The organism is Planctomycetota bacterium, from assembly GCA_016872555.1.
Lineage (GTDB): Bacteria > Planctomycetota > Planctomycetia > Pirellulales > UBA1268 > F1-20-MAGs016.
Map to the genome: position 1 here is coordinate 1 of VGZO01000028.1, position 21,221 is coordinate 21,221.

17 protein-coding genes are annotated in these 21,221 nt (G+C 73.2%); 6 read left to right on the forward strand and 11 right to left on the reverse strand.

Annotated features, from left to right (window positions below; all coding sequences use genetic code 11):
- The 3 genes from FJ309_10645 to FJ309_10655 form a co-directional block, all read right to left on the reverse strand.
- Positions 1-473 (reverse strand): hypothetical protein (locus tag FJ309_10645; GenBank protein ID MBM3955054.1); only part of this gene is annotated, 473 nt, incomplete at its 3' end.
- A gap of 103 nt (positions 474-576) precedes the next feature.
- Positions 577-2,049 (reverse strand): signal recognition particle protein, encoded by a 1,473-nt coding sequence (locus FJ309_10650; GenBank protein MBM3955055.1) that lies wholly within the window; start codon positions 2,047-2,049, stop codon positions 577-579.
- 49 nt (positions 2,050-2,098) lie between these two features.
- On the reverse strand, positions 2,099-2,386 hold the full coding sequence (locus FJ309_10655; protein ID MBM3955056.1) for a hypothetical protein: 288 nt from the start codon (positions 2,384-2,386) through the stop codon (positions 2,099-2,101).
- 208 nt (positions 2,387-2,594) lie between these two features.
- Here FJ309_10655 and FJ309_10660 point away from each other — a divergent pair, with 208 nt between their 5' ends.
- Positions 2,595-3,572 (forward strand): hypothetical protein, encoded by a 978-nt coding sequence (locus FJ309_10660; protein ID MBM3955057.1) that lies wholly within the window; start codon positions 2,595-2,597, stop codon positions 3,570-3,572.
- A gap of 13 nt (positions 3,573-3,585) precedes the next feature.
- On the opposite strand, the gene FJ309_10665 is transcribed toward FJ309_10660, so the two are convergent.
- The 6 genes from FJ309_10665 to FJ309_10690 form a co-directional block, all read right to left on the reverse strand.
- Complete coding sequence (locus FJ309_10665; GenBank protein ID MBM3955058.1) at positions 3,586-4,563, reverse strand: NAD-dependent epimerase/dehydratase family protein; 978 nt, start codon at positions 4,561-4,563, stop codon at positions 3,586-3,588.
- 153 nt (positions 4,564-4,716) lie between these two features.
- Entirely contained in the window at positions 4,717-7,044 is a 2,328-nt protein-coding gene (locus FJ309_10670; protein MBM3955059.1) for a glycosyltransferase, read from the reverse strand.
- A gap of 62 nt (positions 7,045-7,106) precedes the next feature.
- Positions 7,107-7,430, reverse strand: a complete 324-nt coding sequence (locus FJ309_10675; GenBank protein MBM3955060.1) for a hypothetical protein — start codon at positions 7,428-7,430, stop codon at positions 7,107-7,109.
- A gap of 28 nt (positions 7,431-7,458) precedes the next feature.
- The gene (gene gmd / locus FJ309_10680; protein ID MBM3955061.1) at positions 7,459-8,496 is read right to left on the reverse strand and encodes a GDP-mannose 4,6-dehydratase; all 1,038 of its coding nucleotides are present in this window, start codon (positions 8,494-8,496) and stop codon (positions 7,459-7,461) included.
- A gap of 82 nt (positions 8,497-8,578) precedes the next feature.
- On the reverse strand, positions 8,579-10,237 hold the full coding sequence (locus FJ309_10685) for a glycosyltransferase family 4 protein (GenBank protein MBM3955062.1): 1,659 nt from the start codon (positions 10,235-10,237) through the stop codon (positions 8,579-8,581).
- Entirely contained in the window at positions 9,805-11,250 is a 1,446-nt protein-coding gene (locus FJ309_10690; protein ID MBM3955063.1) for a hypothetical protein, read from the reverse strand. Before FJ309_10690 ends, FJ309_10685 begins: the two co-directional genes overlap by 433 nt.
- Between FJ309_10690 and FJ309_10695 the strand changes: the two genes are divergently transcribed.
- Positions 11,249-14,371 carry a glycosyltransferase gene (locus FJ309_10695; GenBank protein MBM3955064.1) on the forward strand — a complete coding sequence of 1,041 codons (3,123 nt, stop codon included), beginning with the start codon at positions 11,249-11,251 and terminating at the stop codon, positions 14,369-14,371. The genes FJ309_10690 and FJ309_10695 overlap by 2 nt on opposite strands.
- A gap of 27 nt (positions 14,372-14,398) precedes the next feature.
- Here FJ309_10695 and FJ309_10700 read toward each other — a convergent pair whose 3' ends face one another.
- A complete protein-coding gene (locus FJ309_10700; protein MBM3955065.1) occupies positions 14,399-14,869 on the reverse strand; it encodes a hypothetical protein in 471 nt (156 codons plus the stop codon).
- Between the two features lie 96 nt (positions 14,870-14,965).
- On the opposite strand from FJ309_10700, the gene FJ309_10705 reads away from it, so the two are divergent.
- The 3 genes from FJ309_10705 (at position 14,966) to FJ309_10715 (ending at position 17,972) form a co-directional block, all read left to right on the forward strand.
- On the forward strand, positions 14,966-15,232 hold the full coding sequence (locus FJ309_10705; protein MBM3955066.1) for an acyl carrier protein: 267 nt from the start codon (positions 14,966-14,968) through the stop codon (positions 15,230-15,232).
- Positions 15,233-15,551: 319 nt separating this feature from the next.
- The gene (locus tag FJ309_10710; protein MBM3955067.1) at positions 15,552-17,285 is read left to right on the forward strand and encodes a beta-ketoacyl-[acyl-carrier-protein] synthase family protein; all 1,734 of its coding nucleotides are present in this window, start codon (positions 15,552-15,554) and stop codon (positions 17,283-17,285) included.
- A 48-nt stretch (positions 17,286-17,333) separates the two neighbouring features.
- Positions 17,334-17,972: a DUF4254 domain-containing protein gene (locus tag FJ309_10715; protein MBM3955068.1), complete on the forward strand. Its 639-nt coding sequence runs from the start codon at positions 17,334-17,336 to the stop codon at positions 17,970-17,972.
- A gap of 58 nt (positions 17,973-18,030) precedes the next feature.
- Here FJ309_10715 and FJ309_10720 read toward each other — a convergent pair whose 3' ends face one another.
- Entirely contained in the window at positions 18,031-20,040 is a 2,010-nt protein-coding gene (locus FJ309_10720) for a potassium transporter KefB (protein ID MBM3955069.1), read from the reverse strand.
- A 198-nt stretch (positions 20,041-20,238) separates the two neighbouring features.
- Here FJ309_10720 and FJ309_10725 point away from each other — a divergent pair, with 198 nt between their 5' ends.
- Entirely contained in the window at positions 20,239-21,090 is an 852-nt protein-coding gene (locus FJ309_10725; protein MBM3955070.1) for a hypothetical protein, read from the forward strand.
- Positions 21,091-21,221: the final 131 nt, after the last annotated feature.

Genomic DNA, 21,221 nt, shown 5'->3' on the forward strand with positions numbered 1-21,221 from the left:
GCGACCTTCTTGGCGACCTTCTTCGTGGTGCTTCCACGGGCCGGCTTCAGGGGCTTTTTGCCGGCCGGTTTCGTCGCGCCGTGTGGCCACTTCGTGTGCGCCGGCGTCGCCGCCGGCTTCCGCGGGCGGCGGCTCGAGCGCGCGGCGGAGACCGCATCGAGGAACTCGTTGGCCTTCTCCTCGAGATCGGCCGCCGAGATCGGCTCGACCTCGTCGATCACGAACAGCGACAGCCCGCCACGGCGCGCCTCGTCCATCAAGGCCTGGTACTCGACCAGCGACAGGTCGTCGTGGTCGTCGTCCTCGCTGCTGAGGAACTCGAATCCGACCCGTGCCTTCGGATCCCAGCCGTCGATGTCGAACTCGACGCCGTATTCGCGGAAGCGGACGTTGCGCTGGAGCGTGTAGCCGCGGGCGCGGAACAGCCGGGCGAGCATGTCGCAGCCCTCGATCTCGGACAGGGGGTCTGACATGGGGTCGGTCTCCGTGAAGTGTTCGACGGGCGGCTCGTCGCGGGGCGGCTCGCCGGCGATGTGCCGAGGGGGTTGCGGACGGGCGGAACGCCGCCACCGGGCCTCAGCTGCCGCGCTTCCGCCGCCGGGCGTCTTTCTCACGCTGCTTTTTCTGACGGCGCCGCTCCTCCGCGGTGAGCCGCTTGCCGGTGTCTCCCTTGGGGCGGGCGAGCCGCGCGGCGGGGTTGGCGAGCTCCCCCTGGAGTCGCTGCATCTGCCGGACACGGTCGGCCATCCCCAGGCCGGCCATCCCCTTCATCATCGCCGCCATGCCGTCGAACTGTTTGACCAGGTCGCTGACCTCGGCCGGCTCGACGCCCGCCCCGGCGGCGATCCGCCGGCGCCGGGCCTGGTCGATGAGCCGCGACGGCTGGCGACGCTCGGCCGGGGTCATCGAGTCGATGATCCCGAACAGCCGGCGCATGTCCCCCTCGATGTCGGTGCCGGCGAGCATCTCCTGCATCCCGCCCATCCCCGGGATCATCCCCAGCACCCGCCCCAGCGGCCCGAGACGGCGCGTCTGCTGGAGCATCTTCTTGAAGTCCTCGAGGGTGAACTCCCCCTCGCGGAGCCGCTCCTCCTGGCGGCGCATCTCCTCCTGGTCGAACTTCCGCTGCGCCTCCTCGACGAGCGACACGACGTCGCCCATGCCGAGGATCCGGCCGGCCATGCGCTCGGCGTGGAACGGCTCGAGGGCGTCGATCTGCTCGCCGGTGCCGATGAACTTGATCGGCACGCCGGTGACGCTCTTCACCGACAGGGCGGCGCCGCCGCGGGCGTCGCCGTCGAGCTTGGTCATGATGACCGCGTCGAGCTCGAGCGCCTCGTTGAACGCCTTGGCGCTGCGCACGGCGTCCTGGCCGGTCATCGCGTCGACGACGAGATACACCTGGTCGGGACCGACCGTGCGGTCGATCCGCGACAGCTCGGCCATCAACGCCTCGTCGATCGCGAGGCGCCCGGCGGTGTCGAGGATCACGACGGAGTGCCCCTCGCGCTTGGCACGGGCGACACCGGCCGAGCAGACGGCGACCGGATCGGCACCGCTCCCCTCGGGGACATGGACCGGCAGCTCGAGCTGGCGGCCGAGGACGGCGAGCTGCTCGATCGCCGCGGGGCGCTGGAGGTCGGCGGCGACGAGGAGCACGCCGCGCCCCTGTTCCTTGATCCGCTTGGCGAGTTTGGCGCAGGACGTCGTCTTTCCGGAGCCCTGCAGCCCGCAGAGCATCAGCACCGTCGGCCGGCCGGGGACGAACGGGATCGTATGGTCCACCGGCCCCATCAGGCCGACAAGCTCGTGGTGGACGATGCCGACGAGCTGCTGCGTCGGGTCGAGCGACTCGAGCACCCTGGCCCCGGCGGCCCCGGCGGCGACACGGTCGAGGAACCCGTCGGCGACGTCGTAGGCGACGTCGGCCTCGAGCAGCGCCGTGCGCACGGCCTCGAGGCCCTCGCGCATGTTGGCGTCGGTGAGCCGACCGCGGCCGCGGAGGCTCGTCAGGGCCGCCGACAGCGAGGCGGATAGCGATTCGAACATGGCGGGCGCGAGCGGAGGAAAACCGGGAGTATAGTCCCGCCCGCCCCGGTCAGTTGAACGCGCCGGCCGGCGCCATCGGCATCGTCACCGGAACCCCCTCGTGCATCGCCCCGTCGCAGCACGGAGCGGCCGACTCGCCCGCCGGCGGGCAGCCCGTTCCGCACGCCGGGGTTCCACACGCCGGAGCCGGGCTCCCCTGGAGCATCCCCGCGCCGCACGGGGAACCGAATTCGAGGAACGACGGGCGGCGGCAATTGAAGCCACCGAAGCACCCGTTGCAGCCGGGGGCCGCCACGAGGCTCGCCAGCACGATCGACAGGCATGCGACACGGGACATGGAGGTTCTCCACCGCGGCTGACGGGCCGCGCCGGTCCCGCCAGGCGCCACGCGGGTGGACGGCGTCGGGACCGTCAACCATAGCCCACGGATCGCGCCCGTGCGGAGCGGCGACCGCCGCCGCGCACCGGGACGCGTGCTAGGGTTTTCGGGCGGATTCTCAGGTCCGCCCCTGCGCACCGGTTGCCGTCCCGTTTCCGGATCGGTCATGCATTCCCCCACCCGCCGCCTCGCGCCGGTACCGAGCGGCGGTGCCCGGGGACCGTATCGGTGGCATTCGCTGGCCGCCGTCTGCCTGCTCGCGGCGGGCCAGCTTGCCGCGCCGGCAGCCGAGCGGTGCGAAGCTCCGACCGGCCCGGATGTCTGGGCGGTCAGTTCGCGCGGTGGCGGCGATCCGACCGAGCGGGTGCAGCACTACGTCCCCGGCCAGGGATGGGAGCGGTCGGATGCCGGGGCCCTGTTCGACGGTGACGGCAGGACGCTGGTCCTCCTCGTCCACGGCAATCGCTACGAGCATGCCGACGCCCTCGACCAGGCGCTGCGCTTGGCACGGTGGCTGGGCACCTGTGCCGACGGCACCCGCCCGGCGCCGCGCGTCGTCGCCTACTCCTGGCCGAGCGACAAGCAAGGCACGCCGCTCCGCGACAGCCGGCGAAAATACGAACGCGCGAGCCTCGAGGTGCGCCGGTTCGCCGGCCTGCTCGAGCGCATCGAGCCGCAGCGACCGGTGGGCATCGTCGGCTACAGCTACGGGGCCCTGGTGGCGCTCGGGGGCCTCGCCGCACGCGTCGGCGCCGATGGCAACGCCGCCGGTGGCCCGCGTGGCTGGGCGCTGCGCGAATCGCCTGTGAACCTCGTCCTCGTCGCCGCCGCGGTCCGCTGCGATGCCCTCGCCCCCGCCGGACCCTACCGCTCGGCGGCAGCGATCGTGGATCGCGTCGTGCTGCTCAACAATTCCTCCGACATCGCCCTGCGGTTCTTTCCCTGGGTCGACCGGGGCCTCGAGACCGACGCCCTGGGACGCGTCGGGATGCCTGCCCGATGGCTCCCCGAGGGAGTCGAGTTCCGCCAGTATGACGCCGCCGACGCCGTCGGCGTGAGCCATCGGTTCCTCGGCTACCTCGAGTCGGCGGGAGTCGCCCGGCGATTGTGTGCCGGGCTCGTCGACGGTGCGGCGGCAGAGTGACGAGGCCGGTGGATCATGCCCCGGCGCGGTCGGCGAACCAGGCGGCGGTCTCCGCCAGCCCGGAGTCGAGATCGACGGTCGGGCGCCAGCCGAGGAGGCGGCCGGCCCGCCCGGGATCGACGAGATTGCTGCGCAGGTCGCCGGCCCGGGGCGGGCCGTGGAGCGGCGTCGGCGCGGGCCGTGGCGCGGCGGCGCGGTGAGGCAGGCCCTCGAATGCGGCGCGAAGCCGCTGCTCGAGCATGACGACGTCGACACCGATCCCGGTGCCGACGTTGAACGCGGTCAGCGTGCCGGGGGCGACGACCTCGGCGCCGGCCGTCAGCGCCAGGACGTTGGCCCGGGCGACGTCGGCGACGTGGACGTAGTCACGCACGTAGCGGCCGTCGCCGTTGATCGTGGCGGGCTGCCCGGCGAGCCAGCGGTTGAGGAAGATCGCGACCACTCCCGCCTCGCCGTGTGGATTCTGCCGAGGACCGTAGACGTTGGAGTAGCGGAGTGCGACGGTCGTGAGCCCGTGCTCGCGGGCGAAGAACCCGAGGTACCGCTCGCCGACCCACTTGGTGATCCCGTAGGGGCTCACCGGATCGGCAGGAGTTTCTTCCGGTGCCGGGGCGATGACCTCGCCGTACAGAACCCCGCCGCTGGACGCGAAGACCACGCGGCGGCAGCCGGTCGCGGCCGCGGCCGCGAGGACGTTGATCGTCCCCAGGCAGTTGACCCGCGCGTCGAACGCCGGCTCGCGCACCGAGCGGCTCACCGACATCTGTGCCGCCTGGTGGCAGACGGCGTCGGGGCGCTGGCGGCCGAAGATCTCCGCGACGGCGTCGGCGTCGGCGACGTCGGCCACGTGGAGGGGCACGTGGGGCGGCAGATTGCCGCGGCTCCCGGTCGACAGGTCGTCGAGAACGCTCACCGCGTGCCCGGAGGCGACCAAGGCGTCGACGACGTGGCTGCCGATGAACCCGGCGCCGCCGGTGACGAGGATCTTCATATGACGGGAAACTGCTCGATGGTGGGGCCCCCGACGACCGCCGCCGGGACCTGCGGTCGGCCCGTCCGGCTCGGGTCGCCATCATCATGCGGACAGATGGAGCCGGGATCCAGCGGTGGCCACCTCGTCCAAGCGTTCTGAGGCCGGCTGGCTTCAGGCCGCCGCCCGGGCGCCGGCCACGGCGATGCCGAGGGTCTCGAGGAGCCCGGTGGCATAGCGGTCGAAGGCGTGTTCGCGCGTGTAGGTGGCGCGCGCCGCCTCGTCGCGGCCGCCGTCCACGCCGGTGGCGATCCAGGCGTCGAGAGCCGCCGCCACGCTCTCGGGGGCGAGCTCGTCGCCGACGCGGGCCACGGTCACCGGCGCGTCGAGAGCGGCGGCCAGATCTTCGTTGGCGACCGTCGGCAGCCCGGCTGCCACGCAGTCGACCAGCGCCCCGGACAGGCCCCCGAAGCGGTGCGTCCGCAGCTGGATCCCGTAGTCGGCGGCGAGCAGCCAGTCGCGGTATTCGGCTTCGCCGACCCACTCGTCGCTGACGTGGACCCGCCCGGCGGCGCCGTGCCGTGCGGCGCGGGCGCGGAGGGCCCGGGCCTGCCTGCCGGCACGGCCGACGAAGCGGAGCTCGACGTCCCGGCCGCGCCGCACCAGCGCCGCGATCGCGTCGATGCACGCCTCCGGCGCCTTGAGCGGCGAGACGATTCCCAGCGACACGACGACGATCCGCCCGCGCGGCACGCCGAGCCGTGCGCGGATCGCCTGCCGGGCGGCGGGGGCGACGGCAGCGGCGCTGAATGGCCGTTGCACGCAGAACGGCAAGTGGACCGGACGGGTTCCGTAGTGGCTCTCGATCGAGTCGGCCAACGCCCGGCTGTGGACCACCAGCGGTGCCGCCGCAGCGACGACCTCGCCGAGAAACAGCGTCGGCAGCGTGTGCGGATGATCGGTCCACCCGGCGAGCTCGCGGCGCGTGATCCGGCGGCCGAGCTCCGCTTCGGCGCGGTGCCGGAGGCCGTCGGTACCATGCCACCAGCCGTACAGGTCGGTGAGCCGGGAATCGTGGAGGATGCACGGCCCGCCATGGCGCGTGTGGAGGTCGAGGATCCGCCCGTGGAATCGCGAATTGCCCAGCACGGCGACCACCGCCGCGTAGTCGGAGCGGAGCAGCGCCGCCGGACCGAGCGCGCAGTGACGGCGGACCGCCGGCGTCGCGAGCGCCGCCGGCTGTTCGGAGTAGACGTCGACGTCGACGTGGGGGGCGAGCGCCTCGACCATGCCGGCGGTGTAGTCGGCGACGCCGGAGCGGTCGGGGGGGAACGGCGAGAGCACGGCGATCGCCGGGCGGCGTCGGGGAGCGGGCCGGTCGCCGCGCTGCCGGCGCCAGGCGGCCTCGACGGCGCTGCGGATCCGTCGCCCGACGGCGGCGGCGGTGAAGCGGCGGGGCACTTCTGCTTGGCCGGCGACGATCCGAACGCGTTCGGCCGCCGATGCGGTGACCGTTTCGAGCCGGGCGGCGAGGCCGTCGACGTCGTCGGGATCGAACCGTGCGGCCGGATCGGCGACCAGTTCGCGGTGGGCCGGAATGTCGGAGACGAGCACCGGTGACCCGCAGGCCATCGCCTCGATGACAGGCAGCGAGAACCCCTCCGCCCGGCTGGCGGTGACGGTCGCCAGCGCGTGGCGGTACCAGCCGGCCAGTTCGGCGTCGTTGACATGGTCGAGGAACAGCACCGCCTCCCGGCCCGGGACGCCGTGCCCTGCCGCGGCGCGGATCCGCTGGCGTTGCCGCTCCGGATACCCCCCGGCGACGACGAGCGTGGCGGGGGCGGCGTGCCGCTCGGCCATCCGCGCCCGCGCGGCGGCAACGGTCTCGACGTTCTTCCGCCAGTCGGCACCGCCGACGAACAGCAGATACTCGCCGGGAGCGCTGGCGGGGCGGGGGATCCCCGCCGCGTCGCCCCCGAGCAGCGCCTCGAAGGCGGGGCGGAGGGAGACGCCGGTGACGGCGATCCGCTCCCGGGGGATGCCGAGCCCGGCGGCGAGGTCGTCGGCGCACGATGCCGAGATCGGCAGGAACACGCGCATCGCCCCGAGCCACTGCCAGGCTGCCGCGTAGTGGAGCAGATCGGACCGGCGCCGAAGGTAGCGCGCGGGATGGTCGCGCGGGATGAAGTCGTAGACGACCGCGCAGGGGAGGATGTTGGGCCGGTCGAGCAGGCGCGCCGGGGCCCGGGTGTCGTGGGTCATCGGCGAGAGCTGGAGGAACAGCGCCGGCCCACCGGGCTCGGGTTCGGTGAACCCCGGGCGGATCGCGACGCACGCCCGCCTGACCCCGGCCGACGGCTGGGGAAGCGCGGGGTCGGTGAGCCCGACGATCCGGGCGCCGCCTTCGGCGAGGGCCTCGAGCACCAGCGCCGCGTGAGAGCCGATGCCGCGCCGCGCGTGGAGCGGATCCTGGAGCGCCCGGATGTCGGCGAGGATGAGCATGGGCCGCGGCCGCCTGGGCTGGAGTCCGGGGTCCGGCGGCTGTCCGCCGGCGATCGCCCCTGTCAGGCCGCGCGACGCCACCGAGTGGCGGGACCGACGCTGCCCGCTACGGGTTCGTCGGCCGTCCCCCGGCCGGCAGCCTCGATGCCGTGGGCGGGGGGCGGGCCGGCGGCGAGCAACCCTCTCACCAAACCGTCGAGGTCCCGGCCGGCCGCTTCGGGAACGGTGATCGCGGCTCCCCCGCGGCGCAGTTCGGCCCGCACGAGGGCCACGAGCAGCTCCTCGTCGGCCGATCCGGGTGCGGCTCCACGGTGGCGCGCGGGGCGCAGACGGTGGACCAGCGGGCGCAGCAGCAGCCGTTCGAGTGACTTGAGGAACCGGGGCATCGCGTCGGCTTCCGGACGGGTGCTGGGGTCAGGCGGCACACCGCTCGCGGGCGCTGATCGCCCGGGTGTTGGCCTCGCGTTCGCGACGGGCGAGTTCGAGATCGGAATCGACCATCATGTTCACGAGCCGTTCGAACGACACCTGCGGCATCCAGCCGAGGCGGCTCCGCGCCTTGCTGCTGTCGCCGAGGAGGAGATCGACCTCGGCGGGGCGGAAATAGCGCGGATCGACGACGACGTGATCGCGGTAGTCGAGGCCGAGCCGCCCGAACGCCTTGTCACAGAACTCGCTGACCGTGTGGAGTTCGTCGGTGGCGACGACGAAGTCGTCCGGTTCGTCCTGCTGGAGCATCAGCCACATCGCCTCGACGTAATCGCCGGCGTAGCCCCAGTCGCGCTGGGCGTCGAGGTTGCCGAGATGGAGCTTGTCCTGGAGGCCGAGCTTGATCCGTGTCGCGCCGCGGGTGATCTTCCGCGTCACGAACGTCTCGCCACGGCGCGGGCTCTCGTGGTTGAAGAGGATTCCGCAGGACGCGTGGATCCCGTAGCTCTCGCGGTAGTTGACGGTGATCCAGTGGCCGTAGACCTTGGCGACGCCGTACGGCGAGCGCGGGTGGAACGGCGTCGTCTCGCGCTGCGGCGTCTCGACGACCTTGCCGAACATCTCCGAGCTCGAGGCCTGGTAGAAGCGGATCTGCTGGCCGCTGTCGTCCTGGACGTCGCGGATCGCCTCGAGCAGGCGCAGCGTGCCGACCGCGGTCACGTCGGCCGTGTAGGTCGGCTGATCGAAGCTCACGCGGACATGGCTCTGGGCGGCGAGATTGTAGACCTCGTGCGGGCGGATCTCGCGGATCAGACGGACCAGACCGTTGCCGTCGGCGAGGTCACCGTAGTGGAGGCGGACCACCGTCTCACCGACGTCGACGAGATGGTCGATCCGTTCGGTGCCGAACGTGCTCGACCGGCGCCGAAGGCCGTGGACCTCGTAGCCCTTGGCGAGGAGGAGCTCAGCCAGATACGAACCGTCCTGCCCCGTGACGCCGGTGATCAACGCTCGTCGCTGCATCGCATGCCTCCCTGGTCTTACCGGTGGAACGAGCTCGGCATCGGCGGATGACGCCCCGATGCCGGCTCGAAGGGGAGGGACGTTAGCAGGCGCGCCGGAGCGGCGGAATGGCAGTTCCGCCCGCGCGCCGCATGGCCGTCACGGGCGCTCGGCCGACGAGACCGGCGTACACGTCGGCGTAGCCGCGGGCGGTCGCCTCCCAGGAATACGTCGCGGCGTGCCGGCGAAGCGTGGAGCCGCGGTGGGGATCGCCGTGGAACCGGGCCATCCCGCGCCGCCAGGCGGCGGCCAGCGACGGCCCGTCGAAGACGTCGAGATACTCCCCGAGGTCACCGGCGATCTCCGGCAGGCTCGTGCGCCGGGAGATGAACACCGGCCGGCCGCACTGCATCGCCTCGAGCACGGGGAACCCGAACCCCTCGGTGAGCGACGGGAAGAAGAACGCCTCGCAGTTCTCGTACAGCCACTGGCGGTCGGCGTCGGGGACCTCGCCGGGCATGAAGACCCTGTCGCCGAGGCCCCGAGCGGCGATCGAGCGCTCGAGGTGCTCGCCGTAGGGGGTCGCCTTCTTGCCCGCGATCACCAACCTCGTCCCGGGCTCGGCAGCGATCAGTTCGAGAAGGACGTGGAAGTTCTTGTGGGGCAGCGCGTTGCCGACGGTGAGCAGGAACGGCCCGGGGGGGAGGAACGGAGGGCGATCGGGACGCGCCGGCACCGGCGCGGCGACCCCCAGCGGAACGACGTGCAGCGGCCGGTCGCCGATGTCGACGTGGCGGGCGACGTCGTCCGCCACCCAGCGGGAATCGGTGACGATCGCGGTGGCGCGGTCGACACGGCGCTGGATGTCGGCCAGTTTCCGGACGCGCTCGCGCGGACGGCTCTCGGCGCCGGCCTCGTGGAGGAAGTTGAGGTCGTGGATCGTCAGCAGCACCGGCACGCGTGCGTCGAGCGGCAGGTAGCGTGACATCTGGTTGGTGGAGTGCCACAGCGCCGGTCGGGCCCCGCCCGCAGCGCGTCCGACGACCGGCCGGAGCCAGCGTTGCACGAATTCCTTCCGCCACGGGCAGACGAACAGGCTCTCGGCCGTGATCCCGGGGAAGTGCCGCCAGCCGTCGCGGGGGAGGAGGAACACCGGCTCGAAGCGGCCGGCGGCGGCGGCGTGGATCCCGCGGCCGAGGTGCAGCGAGAAGCGGCCGAGGCCGCAGTTGATGTGCCGCAGCTTCTCCAGGTCGATGACGACGCGCGGCAGGTTGCCGGCGCGGGTGGGGAGGCGGACGGTGGGCATGGTGGTGCTCGGAGGGGAGCGGGTCAGGCGGCGTCGGGCCAACCCCGGGCGAAGCGGCCGGCGAGATCGGAGCCGCCGCGGCAGCGGTCGAGCGCCGCAAGCGCCTCCTGGATGTCGGTGGCGGTGGCCTGCCAGCTGGCCAGCCGGGTGCGGAGCGCGGCGTTGTCGGCGGTCTCGCGCTCGAGGCGGGCCGTGCACTCGGCGAGCCGGGCGGCCAGGGCATCGGCCTCCGCGGCCAGGCGGTCGCGCTGGCAGCGGGCCTCGTCGAGTTCGCACCGCGCCGTCGCCAGATGGTCCTCGGCGACCGCGGCGCGGCGCGTGGCATGGCCGACCTCGCGGGTCGCGGCGGCGGCCCGCGCCCATTCCGCCAGCGCCAGCCGTGACGGATCGGGGCTGATGACGACCGGCGGTGGATCGATACCCCCGGCGCGGCGGAGGTCGGCGTAGAGACCGCATGCTGTCGGGGCGACGCGGCGCACCAAACGGGCGCGGGCCGGATCGGGGTCACGGCCGAGCAATTCGGCGCGGAACGGGTCGCCGGCAGGCAGCTCGAGGGGGACACCGTGCTCACGCAGGGCGCCGAACACGGCCGCCGGGTCGGCGACGACCTGCGACAGTTCACGGACCACGCAGCGCTCGGGATGGCGGACCGAGAACTCGAGCAGCAGCGTGTTGTAGTGCTCCCAGACGGCCAGCGCCAGCGGCGGGTTGTGGAAGAACGTCGGATCCCCGCGACGAAACAGCGAGTCGGCCACCTCCCAGGGCGGTCGGAAGACGAGGAGAAACCGTGCCTCGGGGATCGCCTCGGCCCAGAAGTCGAGGAGGAGCACTGTGCGCGGATCCTTCCAGCCCCACGGCGCCGCCACGCCGCGCCGCGCGGCGACCAGCGCCGCCGCCTGGTCGGCGAGCCCGTCGGGCACCTCGGGCCGGGCGGCGGTGGTGAATCCTTCGCTCCCGAGGCCGTTGGCGACGAGGATCCGTTCGTGGAGTTCGACGAAGTCAAGGTCCTCGAAATGGCCGGCGGCGTTGCCGTGGGCCGCCCCCATCAGCCGGTGGCCGAGATAGAGCCCCGCGCCATGGCACAGCGAAGCGACCAGCGACGTCCCCGAACGGTGCATGCCGCCGATGACGAGGACCGGGCTGTGGGCAGCGGATGGCATCGCGGAGGACCGTGAGCGGCCGGAACGAAATCGGCGGGGTTGTACGAGACTTCCGCGGCTCGGCCTAGGTCGATTGGGTGATCCGTCGCTGCCCCGTCCGGACCGCGCCGCGACGGGCGCACGACCTTGATTCGTGGCGCCAGGCGCCGGTACAGACTTGGCGTTTTTCCGCCTCCGCGGAGATTTGCCGCCTCCGCTGACCTTCCTCCGCCTCCGCTGACCTTCCTCCGCCTCCGCTGACCTTCCTCCGCCTCCGCTGACCTTCCTCCGCCTCCGCTGACCTTCCTCCGCCTCCGCTGGGACAGCCATGAAGATCGGACGCGCCCTCGCCGACGCCGCGCTCACCGTGCCGGGGATTTCCCTGGTGATCCCCACGCTCCAGTCACGGTTTCGCGCTGCCCGCTCGCGCCGCCGGGTCCGGCGGATCGCGCGGCGGGCGGCGGCCGAGTCGGCATCTCCGGCCGGCCCGCGGGCCACACCGGCGGCAACGCCCGCGGAATTCGCGGTCTGGATCGCCCACCAGGAGTGGCCGCGCGAGGCGGCTCACCGCGCCGCTCCTCCCCGAGCCCCGGCCACACCCCCCACCGCCCCGCTGGTCAGCCTGGTGATCCCCGTGTATCGGGTGAAGACGGCGTTTCTCGAGCGGACGATCGCGTCGCTGCGCCACCAGTCGTTCACCGCGTGGGAGGCCTGCCTGGCCTGCGCCGCCCCCGACGACCTCGACAACCGCCGCCTCCTCGAGCGCGCCGCGGCCGAGGATTCCCGGTTCCGCGTCGAGTTCCTCGCCACCAACGGCGGGATCGCCGCCAATTCCAACGCCGCCCTGGCGCTGGCCCGGGGCGAGTTCATCGGCCTCCTCGACCACGACGACGAATTGGCACCGTTCGCGCTGTCGCGGATGGCGGAGGCGATCGCCGCCACGCCCGACGTCGACTTCCTCTATTCCGACAAGGACAGCATCGACGAGGACTCGACGCTCCGGCAGCACGCCCTGTTCAAGCCCCAGTGGAGCCCGGAGATCCTCTGGTCGGTCAACTACCTGACCCACTTCAACCTCATCCGCCGCACGCTCGCGGTCGAGCTCGGGGGGTTCCGCAGCGAGACCGACGGGGCCCAGGACTGGGACATCTTCGTGCGCGTCTGCGAGCGGGCGCGACGGGTCGTGCGCGTTCCCGGGATCCACTACCACTGGCGGATCCACGCCGCCTCGACGTCGACCGGGATCGCCGCCAAACCCTACGCGCTCGACGGTCAGCTGCGCACGCTCGAGGACCGCGCCGCGCGCCTCCGGCTACCGGCGCGGGTCGAGCCCAACGCCGATTCCGGGTTTCAGCTGCGCTGGCGGCTCCCGGCCGATCTCGGCATCGAGGTGATCATCGACGGCACCGGGACCGGGGCGGCCGAACTGGCGGCGCTGGCCGGCCGCGTCGCCGGCGATCCGGCGGCCGGGGCCCGGGCCCGACGGGTGACGGTGATCGCCGAGCCGGCGACCGCGGCCGGCCTCTCGATCCCGGGTGTCGAGGTGATCAGCGCCGCCGACGGCCTGCCGCGCGCTGCCAACGACGTCGTCACCAGGGCCCTGGCGGATACGCAGGTATTCGTGTTCCTCTCGGGGCGCGTCGCCGACCTGTCACCGGGTTGGTTGGCGGAACTGGCCGGTTGGCCAGGCTGCCATCCCGAGATCGCGTTCGCCAGCGGCTTGGTGCTCGATCAGGGCGGAAACGTCGTCGAGGCGGGCCTCGTCGTCGACCGGTTCGGGGCCGGATCACCGATGTTCCGCGGCAGCCCGCTGCGCCAGTGGGGTTGGTTCGGCGGCCCGCTGTGGTACCGCAACTGTTCGGCATCGACCCCCTGGGCGGTCGCGGTCGCGGCCGACTCCTGGGTGGCGGCGGGGGGCTTCGACACCCGCCTCGACTGGCAGGGGGCGTTCATCGACTGCTGCAGGGCGATGCGCCGCGCCGGCCGGCGCGGGATGGTCGATCCCCACGCGCGGATCACGCTCGCCGCCGGCGACCTCCCCACGGTGCCGGAGTTTCACGACAGCCTGCGCGACGATCCCCACTTCCACCCCGCGTTCTCGGCCGTGGTCCCGCTGACCCTCGATTCCACGGCGCTCCCCGTTGCGGCGCCGGTGGCGCCGCCGGCCGCTCGCCTCCGCCCGGCAGGCCCGGGCATCAGCGCCTTGTTCCCGCGCCGCGCGCGGCCGGCGACGGCCCCGTCGGCGGCGCCGGCACCTGGTTCCTACGCCGCCGATGCCCTGGCACTGGCCCGGATCAACGGCTGCTCCCGCGCCGATCTGGCCGCCCCGCAGCAGCACCCCGAGCGCGTCGGCCGTGGGGCCGGGGCGGGCTGGTGCAACTGGTACCTGCCGCCGTTCGACCATCCCTACTACGGCGGCGTGATGACGATCCTCCGCTGCGCCGACTACCTGGCGCGGACGCGCGGGCTGCGCCAGCGCGTGCTGGTCTGCGGCCCGTGCGACGCCGACGCCCTCCACGCGCGGATCAGCGGTGTCTTTCCCGGGCTGGCGGCGGCGCGTGTCGTGCCGCTCGACTGCGCCGAGGCGATCGCGGCGATTCCCCCGGCCGACTATTCGTTCGCCACGCTGTGGACGACGGCGTACGTCCTCCAAAAGGTGCGCAACACCGGGCTCAAGTTCTACTTCATCCAGGATTGGGAACCGCTCTTCTACCCCGCCGGCTCGACCTCGGCGCAGGCCGAGCTGACCTACGACTTCGGCTTCTACGGGATCGCCAACACCCGCACGCTCCGCCGGCTCTACGAGGACGAGCATCGCGGCACGGCGATCCACTTCACGCCGCAGGTCGACCCGGCGGTGTTCCACGGCCATCCGCTGCGCCCCGCCGCCGGTCCGAAGCGGTTGTTCTTCTACGGGCGTCCCGGTCATCCGCGCAACGGCTTCGAGCTGGCGGCGGTCGCGCTCGCCGAGGCCAGGGCGCGGCTCGGCGAGCGCGTGCAGATCCTCTGCGCGGGTGCGCCGTGGTCGACGCGGGACTTCGGCCTCAACGGCGTGATCGAGAACCTCGGCCTCCTCGCCTACCGGGAGACCGCGGAGCTGTACCGCTCCTGCCACGTCGGGTTCGTGATGATGATGACCCGCCACCCCTCCTACCTGCCGTTCGAGTTCATGGCCTGCGGGGGGCTGCTCGTCTCCAACGACAATCCCGCCAACCGTTGGCTGCTCGCTGACGGGACGAATTGCCTGCTCGCCCCGCCGAGCGCCCCGGCGATCGCCGAGCGGCTCGTCGAGGCGGTCGAGCGGTTCGACGACCTGCTGCCGGTGAGGCGGCGCGGCTGGGAGCAGATCCGCGATCACCACTCCGACTGGGACCGGGCGTTCGCCGGCGTGTGGGAATTCATCGCCGACTTGGGTGCGCGGGGCGGGACATCATCGACGCGCGCCGCGTGAGGCTTCCGATGCCGGAGGCGGGGCCGCTCACGAGGCGCTGTCCGACGGCGTGTCCGCCGGCAGGGCGTCGGCGGGAGCGGCCGGCGCGGCGCGGCGCGACGTGAACAGCACCACGACGCCGATCCCCACCGCCAGCCCTGCCAGATCGGCCAGCCAATCGAATCCGTCGACCGCGCGGCCGAACCACGGCTGCGTCACCTCGTCGAGCGCCGCGAACACCGCCAGGGCCAGCGCCATGAGCGTGACGCGCGGGCCGTTCCAACCGCCGCGGGCCGAAGCCGATGTGGCGGCGAGCACCCCGAGCCCGGCGTAGGCGAGGAAGTGGAGGATCTTGTCGGAAGGGGGATTGGGCCCGAGCAGGTCCTGTGGCCTGGGATAGTGCGTGGCGGCGACGAGGAGGGAGGCGTAGAGGCCCGCCGCGAAGTCGATCGCGAGGGTCGCGGTCCGGGAAACCGAGCCGCCGGACGGCCCATTTGGCCTTCGCTGGCCCGCCCCCATCCGCTACCCTCCCCGCCCCGCGGTGTCGAACCCGTCCCTCGCGCGCCGCGGCGAGTCTAGCCCAGTCGATCCACCGTTCCCAGGAGCCTGCCCGTCATGGATCGCGCCCACATGGCCGCCGTCGTCCTCGACCTGCTCGAAAAGGAGACCGGGGAACGTCCGCACGACCTCGCCGAAACGACGTCGCTGCGCGACGATCTCAACCTCGACTCCCTCGACATGGCGGGTCTCGTCCTCCACATCGAGAGCCACTTCGGCATCCAGATCGAGACCGAATTGCTCGAGTCGATCGAGTCGGTCGGCGGTCTGCTCGACGTCCTCGAAAAGAAGGTCGCCGACAAGGCCAGCCGGCGCGCGGCCTGAACCCCGTCGCGAGTCCCATCGTGCCCCGCTCCCCGTGCGACACCCCCGTGGCGACCACGCCGCTCCTGGTGGTCCGTGGCCAGGCGACGCTGTCCCTGCCGAGGCAGGGCGTGGACGACCTGCGCGATCAGCCGCCGCGGGGAGTCGCGTTGCCGCCGCGGTTCCTCCGCCATGCCGACGAGCAGACAGTGGTCGGCGTCCATGCCGTCGCCCTGGCGCTCGCCGGCGCGGTGGGCGGTGATGACGACCGTCAGGGTTGGGCCGTCGTCGCCGCGCCGCGCCAGGCCGGCCGTACGGCTTCGGCCCGGACACTCGCCGGATGGCACGCGGGGGGCCATGCCGCGGTCTCGCCGCACGTCGTCCCGCAGTGTTCGCTGCATGCCATGGCCAGCGCCGTGAGCGTGGCCTTGGGCTGCCATGGCACCCACCTCGGTGTCGGCGGTGGCCCCGAGGCGGTCGCCGAGGCGCTGTTGGCCATCCCCTGGCTGGCCTCCGCCCATCCGACCGTGATCCTCGTCGCCACCGGGTGGGACCGCGAACCGGAGATCGACGGGGACGGTGCCGGCGGCGCCGGCATGGTCGTGCGGGCGATCGCCGTGCTCGTCGCGCCGTCCGCCGCGGCGTGCGGACCGACACTGTCGCTCGCGCTCGATCGCCAGCCGCCCGCCCGGGAACCACGCTCCGCAGCCGAACTGGACCGCTTCGCCCGCCTCGTGGGCGCCGTTCCGGAACGGGCCGGGCGGGTCGCCACCGTGGCGTCGTTCGCCACGCGGCGCGGCGGCAGCCTGCGCGTCACCGTCGGCCCGGTCGGGCGCCGGGAGGCCGCCTGACCATGCCCTCGTCGCGAGACACCTCCGGCGCGATCGCGATCACCGGCGTGGGCGTGCGCAGCCCGCTGGGGGATTCGTTCGCTGCCGTCGCCGACGCGCTGCTCGCCGGTCGGCCGGCGATCCGCACGGTCGACTTCGGCACTGGCATGGAGGGAGTCCGCACGCTTGCCGCGCCGCTCGCGGACGGTGACTGCGTCGCGGCGGTCCCCGCGGCCGGGGCCGTCGGCCGATTGGAACGGATCAATCTCCAGGCCCTCGCCGCGGCGTTGGCCGACGGGGGGATCGATCCGCGGGCCACGGGCCCGCGCCTCGGTCTCGTACTCGGGCAGGGCGCCGAGCATCTCAAGGAGTGGGAGGCGGACTTCCGTGGCGGTGGGCGCGACGTCTTCACCGGTGCCGGGGCCGAGCCGCTCGTCGAGCGGCTCGCCGCCGCGACGGGGTGCGCCGGCCCGGCGTTGACCGTCGGCGCTGCCTGCGCCTCGAGTGGATTCGCCATCGCCCTGGCCCGGTCGTGGCTCGACGCGGGGTTGGTCGACATCTGCGTCGCCGGTGGCTGTGAGGTCCTCAGCCCGATCGCCATGGCGGCATTCCACAACCTCCGCGCGTTGTCACGGTGGAGCGGTGCGCCCGATCAGGCCTCGCGTCCCTTCGACCGGCAGCGCGACGGATTCGTGATGGGGGAGGGAGGGGCGTTCCTCGTCCTCGAGCCGGCCGCCCGGGCCCGGGCCCGCGGAGCGGTGATCCGCGGGCTGCTGACCGGTGTCGGCACCAGTAGCGACGCGGCCCACATGGTCGCCCCGTGCAGCGATCCGACCCAGGCGGCGCGGGCGATCAACGCGGCGCTGGCCGATGCCGGCATCGCCCCCGGGGAGATCGACTACGTCAACGCCCATGCCGCCGGCACCCCCGTCGGCGACGTCGCCGAGGCGGCGGCGATCCGCCGCGCCCTCGGGGATGCCGCCGCGACGGTTCCGGTGAGTTCGACCAAGGGGCTCTCCGGCCATCTCGTCAGCGGGGCCGCGGCCTTCGAGGCCCTGGCCTGCCTGGTGGCCTTCGACCGCCGGGCGATCCCCGCCACCGCCAATCTCGACGCCCCCGACGAGCGCTGCGTGCTCGATCACGTCCGCGGTCAGCCGCGCGAACGCGCGGTCCGGATCGCGGCGAGCAATTCGTTCGGGTTCGGCGGCGCGAACCTGTGCCTGATCCTCGAGCGCGCCGCCTGACGCCACGTTCGGATCGATCCATCACGTTCGTTTCCCAGGAGATCCCCAATGACCCAGCCTCACCCGGCCGTCTCCCGGCCGCCCGCGGCTGCCGCCGCGATCGTCGACAAACTCTGCCACCTCGTCGCCCTGTGGCATGAAGTGCCCCCGGCCCACGACGAGCAGGGGTTGCTGGCGCGGGTCTGCAACGTCCATCGCTTCAACTTTCTCCTCTGGCACGAGGAGGACATCGCCCGGTCGCCGGAGGTGACCGACGCCCGGATCGCCGCCGTGAAGCGCGCCATCGACCGCTATAACCAGGCCCGCAACGACGGTATCGAGCAGGTCGACGACTGGCTGATCGCGGAACTGGCGGCACGGGGTATCCAAGCGCCGGCCGGGGCGCCGGCGGCGACCGAGACGCCAGGCAGCGCGATCGACCGGCTCTCGATCCTCGAGCTGCGCCGCTACCATATGCGCGAGCAGATCGAACGTGCCGACGCTAGCCCCGAGCACCGGGCGAAGGCAGCGGCGCGGCTCGAGCTCCTCGACCGCCAGCGCGACCACCTCGTCGAGGCGCTCGACCGCGTGCTGGCGGAAATCTTCGCCGGCCAGCGGCCGCTGCGCGTCTTCCGGCAGATGAAGATGTACAACGACCCGACGATGAATCCCTACCTCTACGGCGGCGGCAAGCCGGCGGCCGCCTGAGCGGCCGGGATCGCCCGCAAGCGCCCCGTCGATTCCCCCCGTGGTTCGGGAAGGCCCGTCACGATGCGACGGGCACTTTCTCCGGTCCCCCCGGGTGGGCCGGGGCGAGGAGGGCCGCACAGGCAACGCGCTGCGCCGGGGTGCCGATGAACGACACCCCGTCGCCGGCGGCGAGGCGCTCGCCGGGCCCGGGGTTGGAACGCACGGCTCCGGCGCGGCGCACGGCCATCACCGTCGCCCCGGTGGTCGAGCGGATCGCCAACTCGCCGATCGACCGGCCCGCCGCCGGGCTGTCGGCGGGGAGCACGACCGTCACCAGGCCGACGCCACTCCCCGCGGCAACGCGCGACGCGCCCCTGCCGCGGAGCAGGCCGTAGTTCTCCAGCCGCATCCGCTCGACGAGGCCGTCGATCGACTCGGCGGGTACGTCGTACATCCCCAGCACCCGCTCGAACAGCGCCAGCGCAGTCTCGAACTCCGCCGGGACGACTTCGGTGGCCCCCAGCGCCACGAGATCCTCGACCTCGGCGATGTACTCGCTGCGGACGAGGATCGGCACGGCCGGGGCCAGCTGGCGGGCGACGCCGACGGCGCGCCTCGTGCTGGCCGGGTCGGAGATCGCGATCACCAACGCCCCTGCGCGGCGGATGCCGGCGTGGTCGAGGACCGCGGCGCGCGTGCAGTCGCCGAACTGGATGTCGAGGCCGGCGGCACGCTGGAGCCGGACCGTCTGCGGATTGACCTCGAGGACCACGTGGGGGATCCCGCATTCGCCGAGCGCCGTGGCGAGCGTCCGGCCGTTGAGCCCGAAACCGGCGATGATCACGTGGTCGGCCAGGACGCTGGGGGGCGCCGCCGGAGCGGCTTCGGGCAGCCAGCGCCGCAGGGCCGGGAGGCCGGCGAGACGGTCGAGCAGCCGCGGCATCGCGGCGACCGCCAGCGGCGTGGCCGCCATGGTGAGCACGGCGGCGGCGAGGAAGGTCTGGTAGTCGCGGTCGGCCAGCAGGCCCAGTTCGAGGCCACGCGAGCCGAGCACGAACGAGAACTCCCCGACCTGCGCGATCGTCGCCCCCGCGACGAGCGCCGTCCGCAGCGGATGGCCGGCGAGCACGGCCGGCAGTGCCGTGGCCACCGTCTTGGCGACGACGATCGCCACCACGGTGACGGCGACGAGCCCGGCGTTGGCGGCGAGGAAACGGACGTCGAGAAGCATGCCCACCGACACGAAGAACAGGCTGGCGAGCGTGTCGCGGAACGGAAGCATCTCGGTGAACACCTGGTGACCGTACTCGCTCTCGGCCAGCGCCAGCCCGGCGAGGAACGCCCCCAGCGCCAGGGACAGCCCGACGCGGGCGGTGAGCGCCGCCGTCCCCAGGCAGATCAGCACGATCGTGATCAGGAACAGTTCACGGTTGCGCAGCCGGACCACCTCATGGAGGATCCGCGGCACGGCGAGCCGGCCGGAGATGAGCACCGCGGCGACCGCGGCGCCGCCGAGCGCCACCTGCGGCAGGATCCCGCCCGTCTGGGCGGCGCCGGCGGCCGGCTCCCCGCGGCCCGCGGCCGCCGCCAGCAGCGGTACCGCCAGCATCGCCGCGACGACCAGCAGATCCTGGAAGAGGAGCACGGCGACGGCGATCCGCCCGGCCGGTGTGCCGGTCGCGCCGCGGTCGGCGAGCAGCTTGAGCACGATCGCGGTGCTCGACATCGCCACCAGCAGGCCGGCGAAGATTCCCTGGGCGACGCTCCCCAGGTACCAGGCCGTCGCCGCGGCCACGACCGCCGTCGTCACTGCCACCTGTGGGAGTCCGACCGCGACCATCACCGGCAGCATCGCCACCAGCCGCGACAGCGAGAACTCGAGCCCGACGGTGAACAGCAGTACGACGACGCCGATCTCGGCGAGCAGCTCGACGCTGTGAACGTCGGCCACCAGCGACAGCCCGTAGGGACCGATGATCACGCCCGAGACGAGCAGGCCGATCACGCTCGGCACGCGCGCCTGCCCGAAGGCGAACACGACCACCGCGGCGACGGCGAAGACGACGAGGAGGTCGGCGAGGAACATCGGCGACGGCGGTCCCGGTGCAGAGGGGAGACCGGGCCGGACCGGTCGGCCCCGGCGCGGTTCTACCACCGGGGGGCCCACCGCTTCTGCTTCGACCGACGCCAAGGGCGATCGGCCGCGACCCTGCCCGCGACTCCCCTGGCGACCCCGGCTGCCGGCTGCTACCGTCCGCCACCTTTTCCTGCCGGAGGAGCCCCGATGCGCCCCTGTTCGCCGTTCCCGACCGGTGCCGCCGTGTGGTTCCGGGCGACCCTCGTCGCCGGTGCGCTTGCCGGAGGTGCCGTCGGCCTGGCCGGGGACGACCCGGCTCCTGCCGGCGCGGCCGTCCTCCTCCGGGTGGAGACCGAACTGTCCGAAGGCAGCGCCCCGGAGCCGGTGGCGCGGAGCCTGACGCTGTTCCAGGACGGCGTCGCTTGGAACTTCCTCGAGCCGTCGACCGCCGCCGACGAGGCGGTGCCGGGAGGCGAGATCGTCCTCCACGATCCGGCCCGCGGACGCGTCGTGGTGATCGACCCGGCGCGGCGCGTGCGCACCGAGATCCCGGCGACGCGGCTGGCCCGCGTGCTCGCTTCGCTGCGGACGTGGGCCGAGGGCAGCGACGATCCGCTCGTGCGCTGGTCGGCGTCGGCCACCTGCCCGGCGGCCGACCCGTCCGCGGACGACGCGATCGTGGTCGAGGGCCCGGGAGTCCGCTACGCGGTCGCCGCACTGCCGGCCCCGACGTCCGGCGCCGCCGAACAGTACCGCTCGTTCGCCGACGTCGCGCTCGGGCTACGGGCGCTGACCCACCCCGGCGGCGTGCCCCCATTCGCGCGGATCGCGATCAATCGTCAGCTCGCCGCCGCCAACCTCCTCCCGGAGACCGTCACCCTCGAACTCGACGGCCCGGGCCTGGGCCAATCACGCGTCCTGCGGAGCCGGCACCGGTTCGCTCCACGCCTCGACGCCACTGACCAGCGGCGCATCGAGTCGGCGTCGGCGCTGTTGGCCGTCGCCGAGGTGGTCGATGCCGAGACCTACGCCGGTCGGAACGCCACCGCCGAACGTTGACTGTCCGTGGACAAAGCCCTCCGTGGCCTTTGTCCACTCAGGCGACCGTGGGAAACGCCAAGGGTTTCCCAGGTCGCCGTCGGCCGCATCCGGCGGCCGATCACGATGGCGGCAGCCTGCTGACAATCCGT

Bases quoted from the DNA above. Each gene is read 5' to 3' on its own strand.
- FJ309_10650 (MBM3955055.1), bottom strand. From the start codon at position 2,049: ATGTTCGAATCGCTATCCGCCTCGCTGTCGGCGGCCCTGACGAGCCTC.
- FJ309_10655 (MBM3955056.1), bottom strand. From the start codon at position 2,386: ATGTCCCGTGTCGCATGCCTGTCGATCGTGCTGGCGAGCCTCGTGGCG.
- FJ309_10660 (MBM3955057.1), top strand. From the start codon at position 2,595: ATGCATTCCCCCACCCGCCGCCTCGCGCCGGTACCGAGCGGCGGTGCC.
- FJ309_10665 (MBM3955058.1), bottom strand. From the start codon at position 4,563: ATGAAGATCCTCGTCACCGGCGGCGCCGGGTTCATCGGCAGCCACGTC.
- FJ309_10670 (MBM3955059.1), bottom strand. From the start codon at position 7,044: ATGCTCATCCTCGCCGACATCCGGGCGCTCCAGGATCCGCTCCACGCG.
- FJ309_10675 (MBM3955060.1), bottom strand. From the start codon at position 7,430: ATGCCCCGGTTCCTCAAGTCACTCGAACGGCTGCTGCTGCGCCCGCTG.
- gmd (MBM3955061.1), bottom strand. From the start codon at position 8,496: ATGCAGCGACGAGCGTTGATCACCGGCGTCACGGGGCAGGACGGTTCG.
- FJ309_10685 (MBM3955062.1), bottom strand. From the start codon at position 10,237: ATGCGGTCTCTACGCCGACCTCCGCCGCGCCGGGGGTATCGATCCACC.
- FJ309_10695 (MBM3955064.1), top strand. From the start codon at position 11,249: ATGAAGATCGGACGCGCCCTCGCCGACGCCGCGCTCACCGTGCCGGGG.
- FJ309_10690 (MBM3955063.1), bottom strand. From the start codon at position 11,250: ATGGCTGTCCCAGCGGAGGCGGAGGAAGGTCAGCGGAGGCGGAGGAAG.
- FJ309_10700 (MBM3955065.1), bottom strand. From the start codon at position 14,869: ATGGGGGCGGGCCAGCGAAGGCCAAATGGGCCGTCCGGCGGCTCGGTT.
- FJ309_10705 (MBM3955066.1), top strand. From the start codon at position 14,966: ATGGATCGCGCCCACATGGCCGCCGTCGTCCTCGACCTGCTCGAAAAG.
- FJ309_10710 (MBM3955067.1), top strand. From the start codon at position 15,552: ATGGCACGCGGGGGGCCATGCCGCGGTCTCGCCGCACGTCGTCCCGCA.
- FJ309_10715 (MBM3955068.1), top strand. From the start codon at position 17,334: ATGACCCAGCCTCACCCGGCCGTCTCCCGGCCGCCCGCGGCTGCCGCC.
- FJ309_10720 (MBM3955069.1), bottom strand. From the start codon at position 20,040: ATGTTCCTCGCCGACCTCCTCGTCGTCTTCGCCGTCGCCGCGGTGGTC.
- FJ309_10725 (MBM3955070.1), top strand. From the start codon at position 20,239: ATGCGCCCCTGTTCGCCGTTCCCGACCGGTGCCGCCGTGTGGTTCCGG.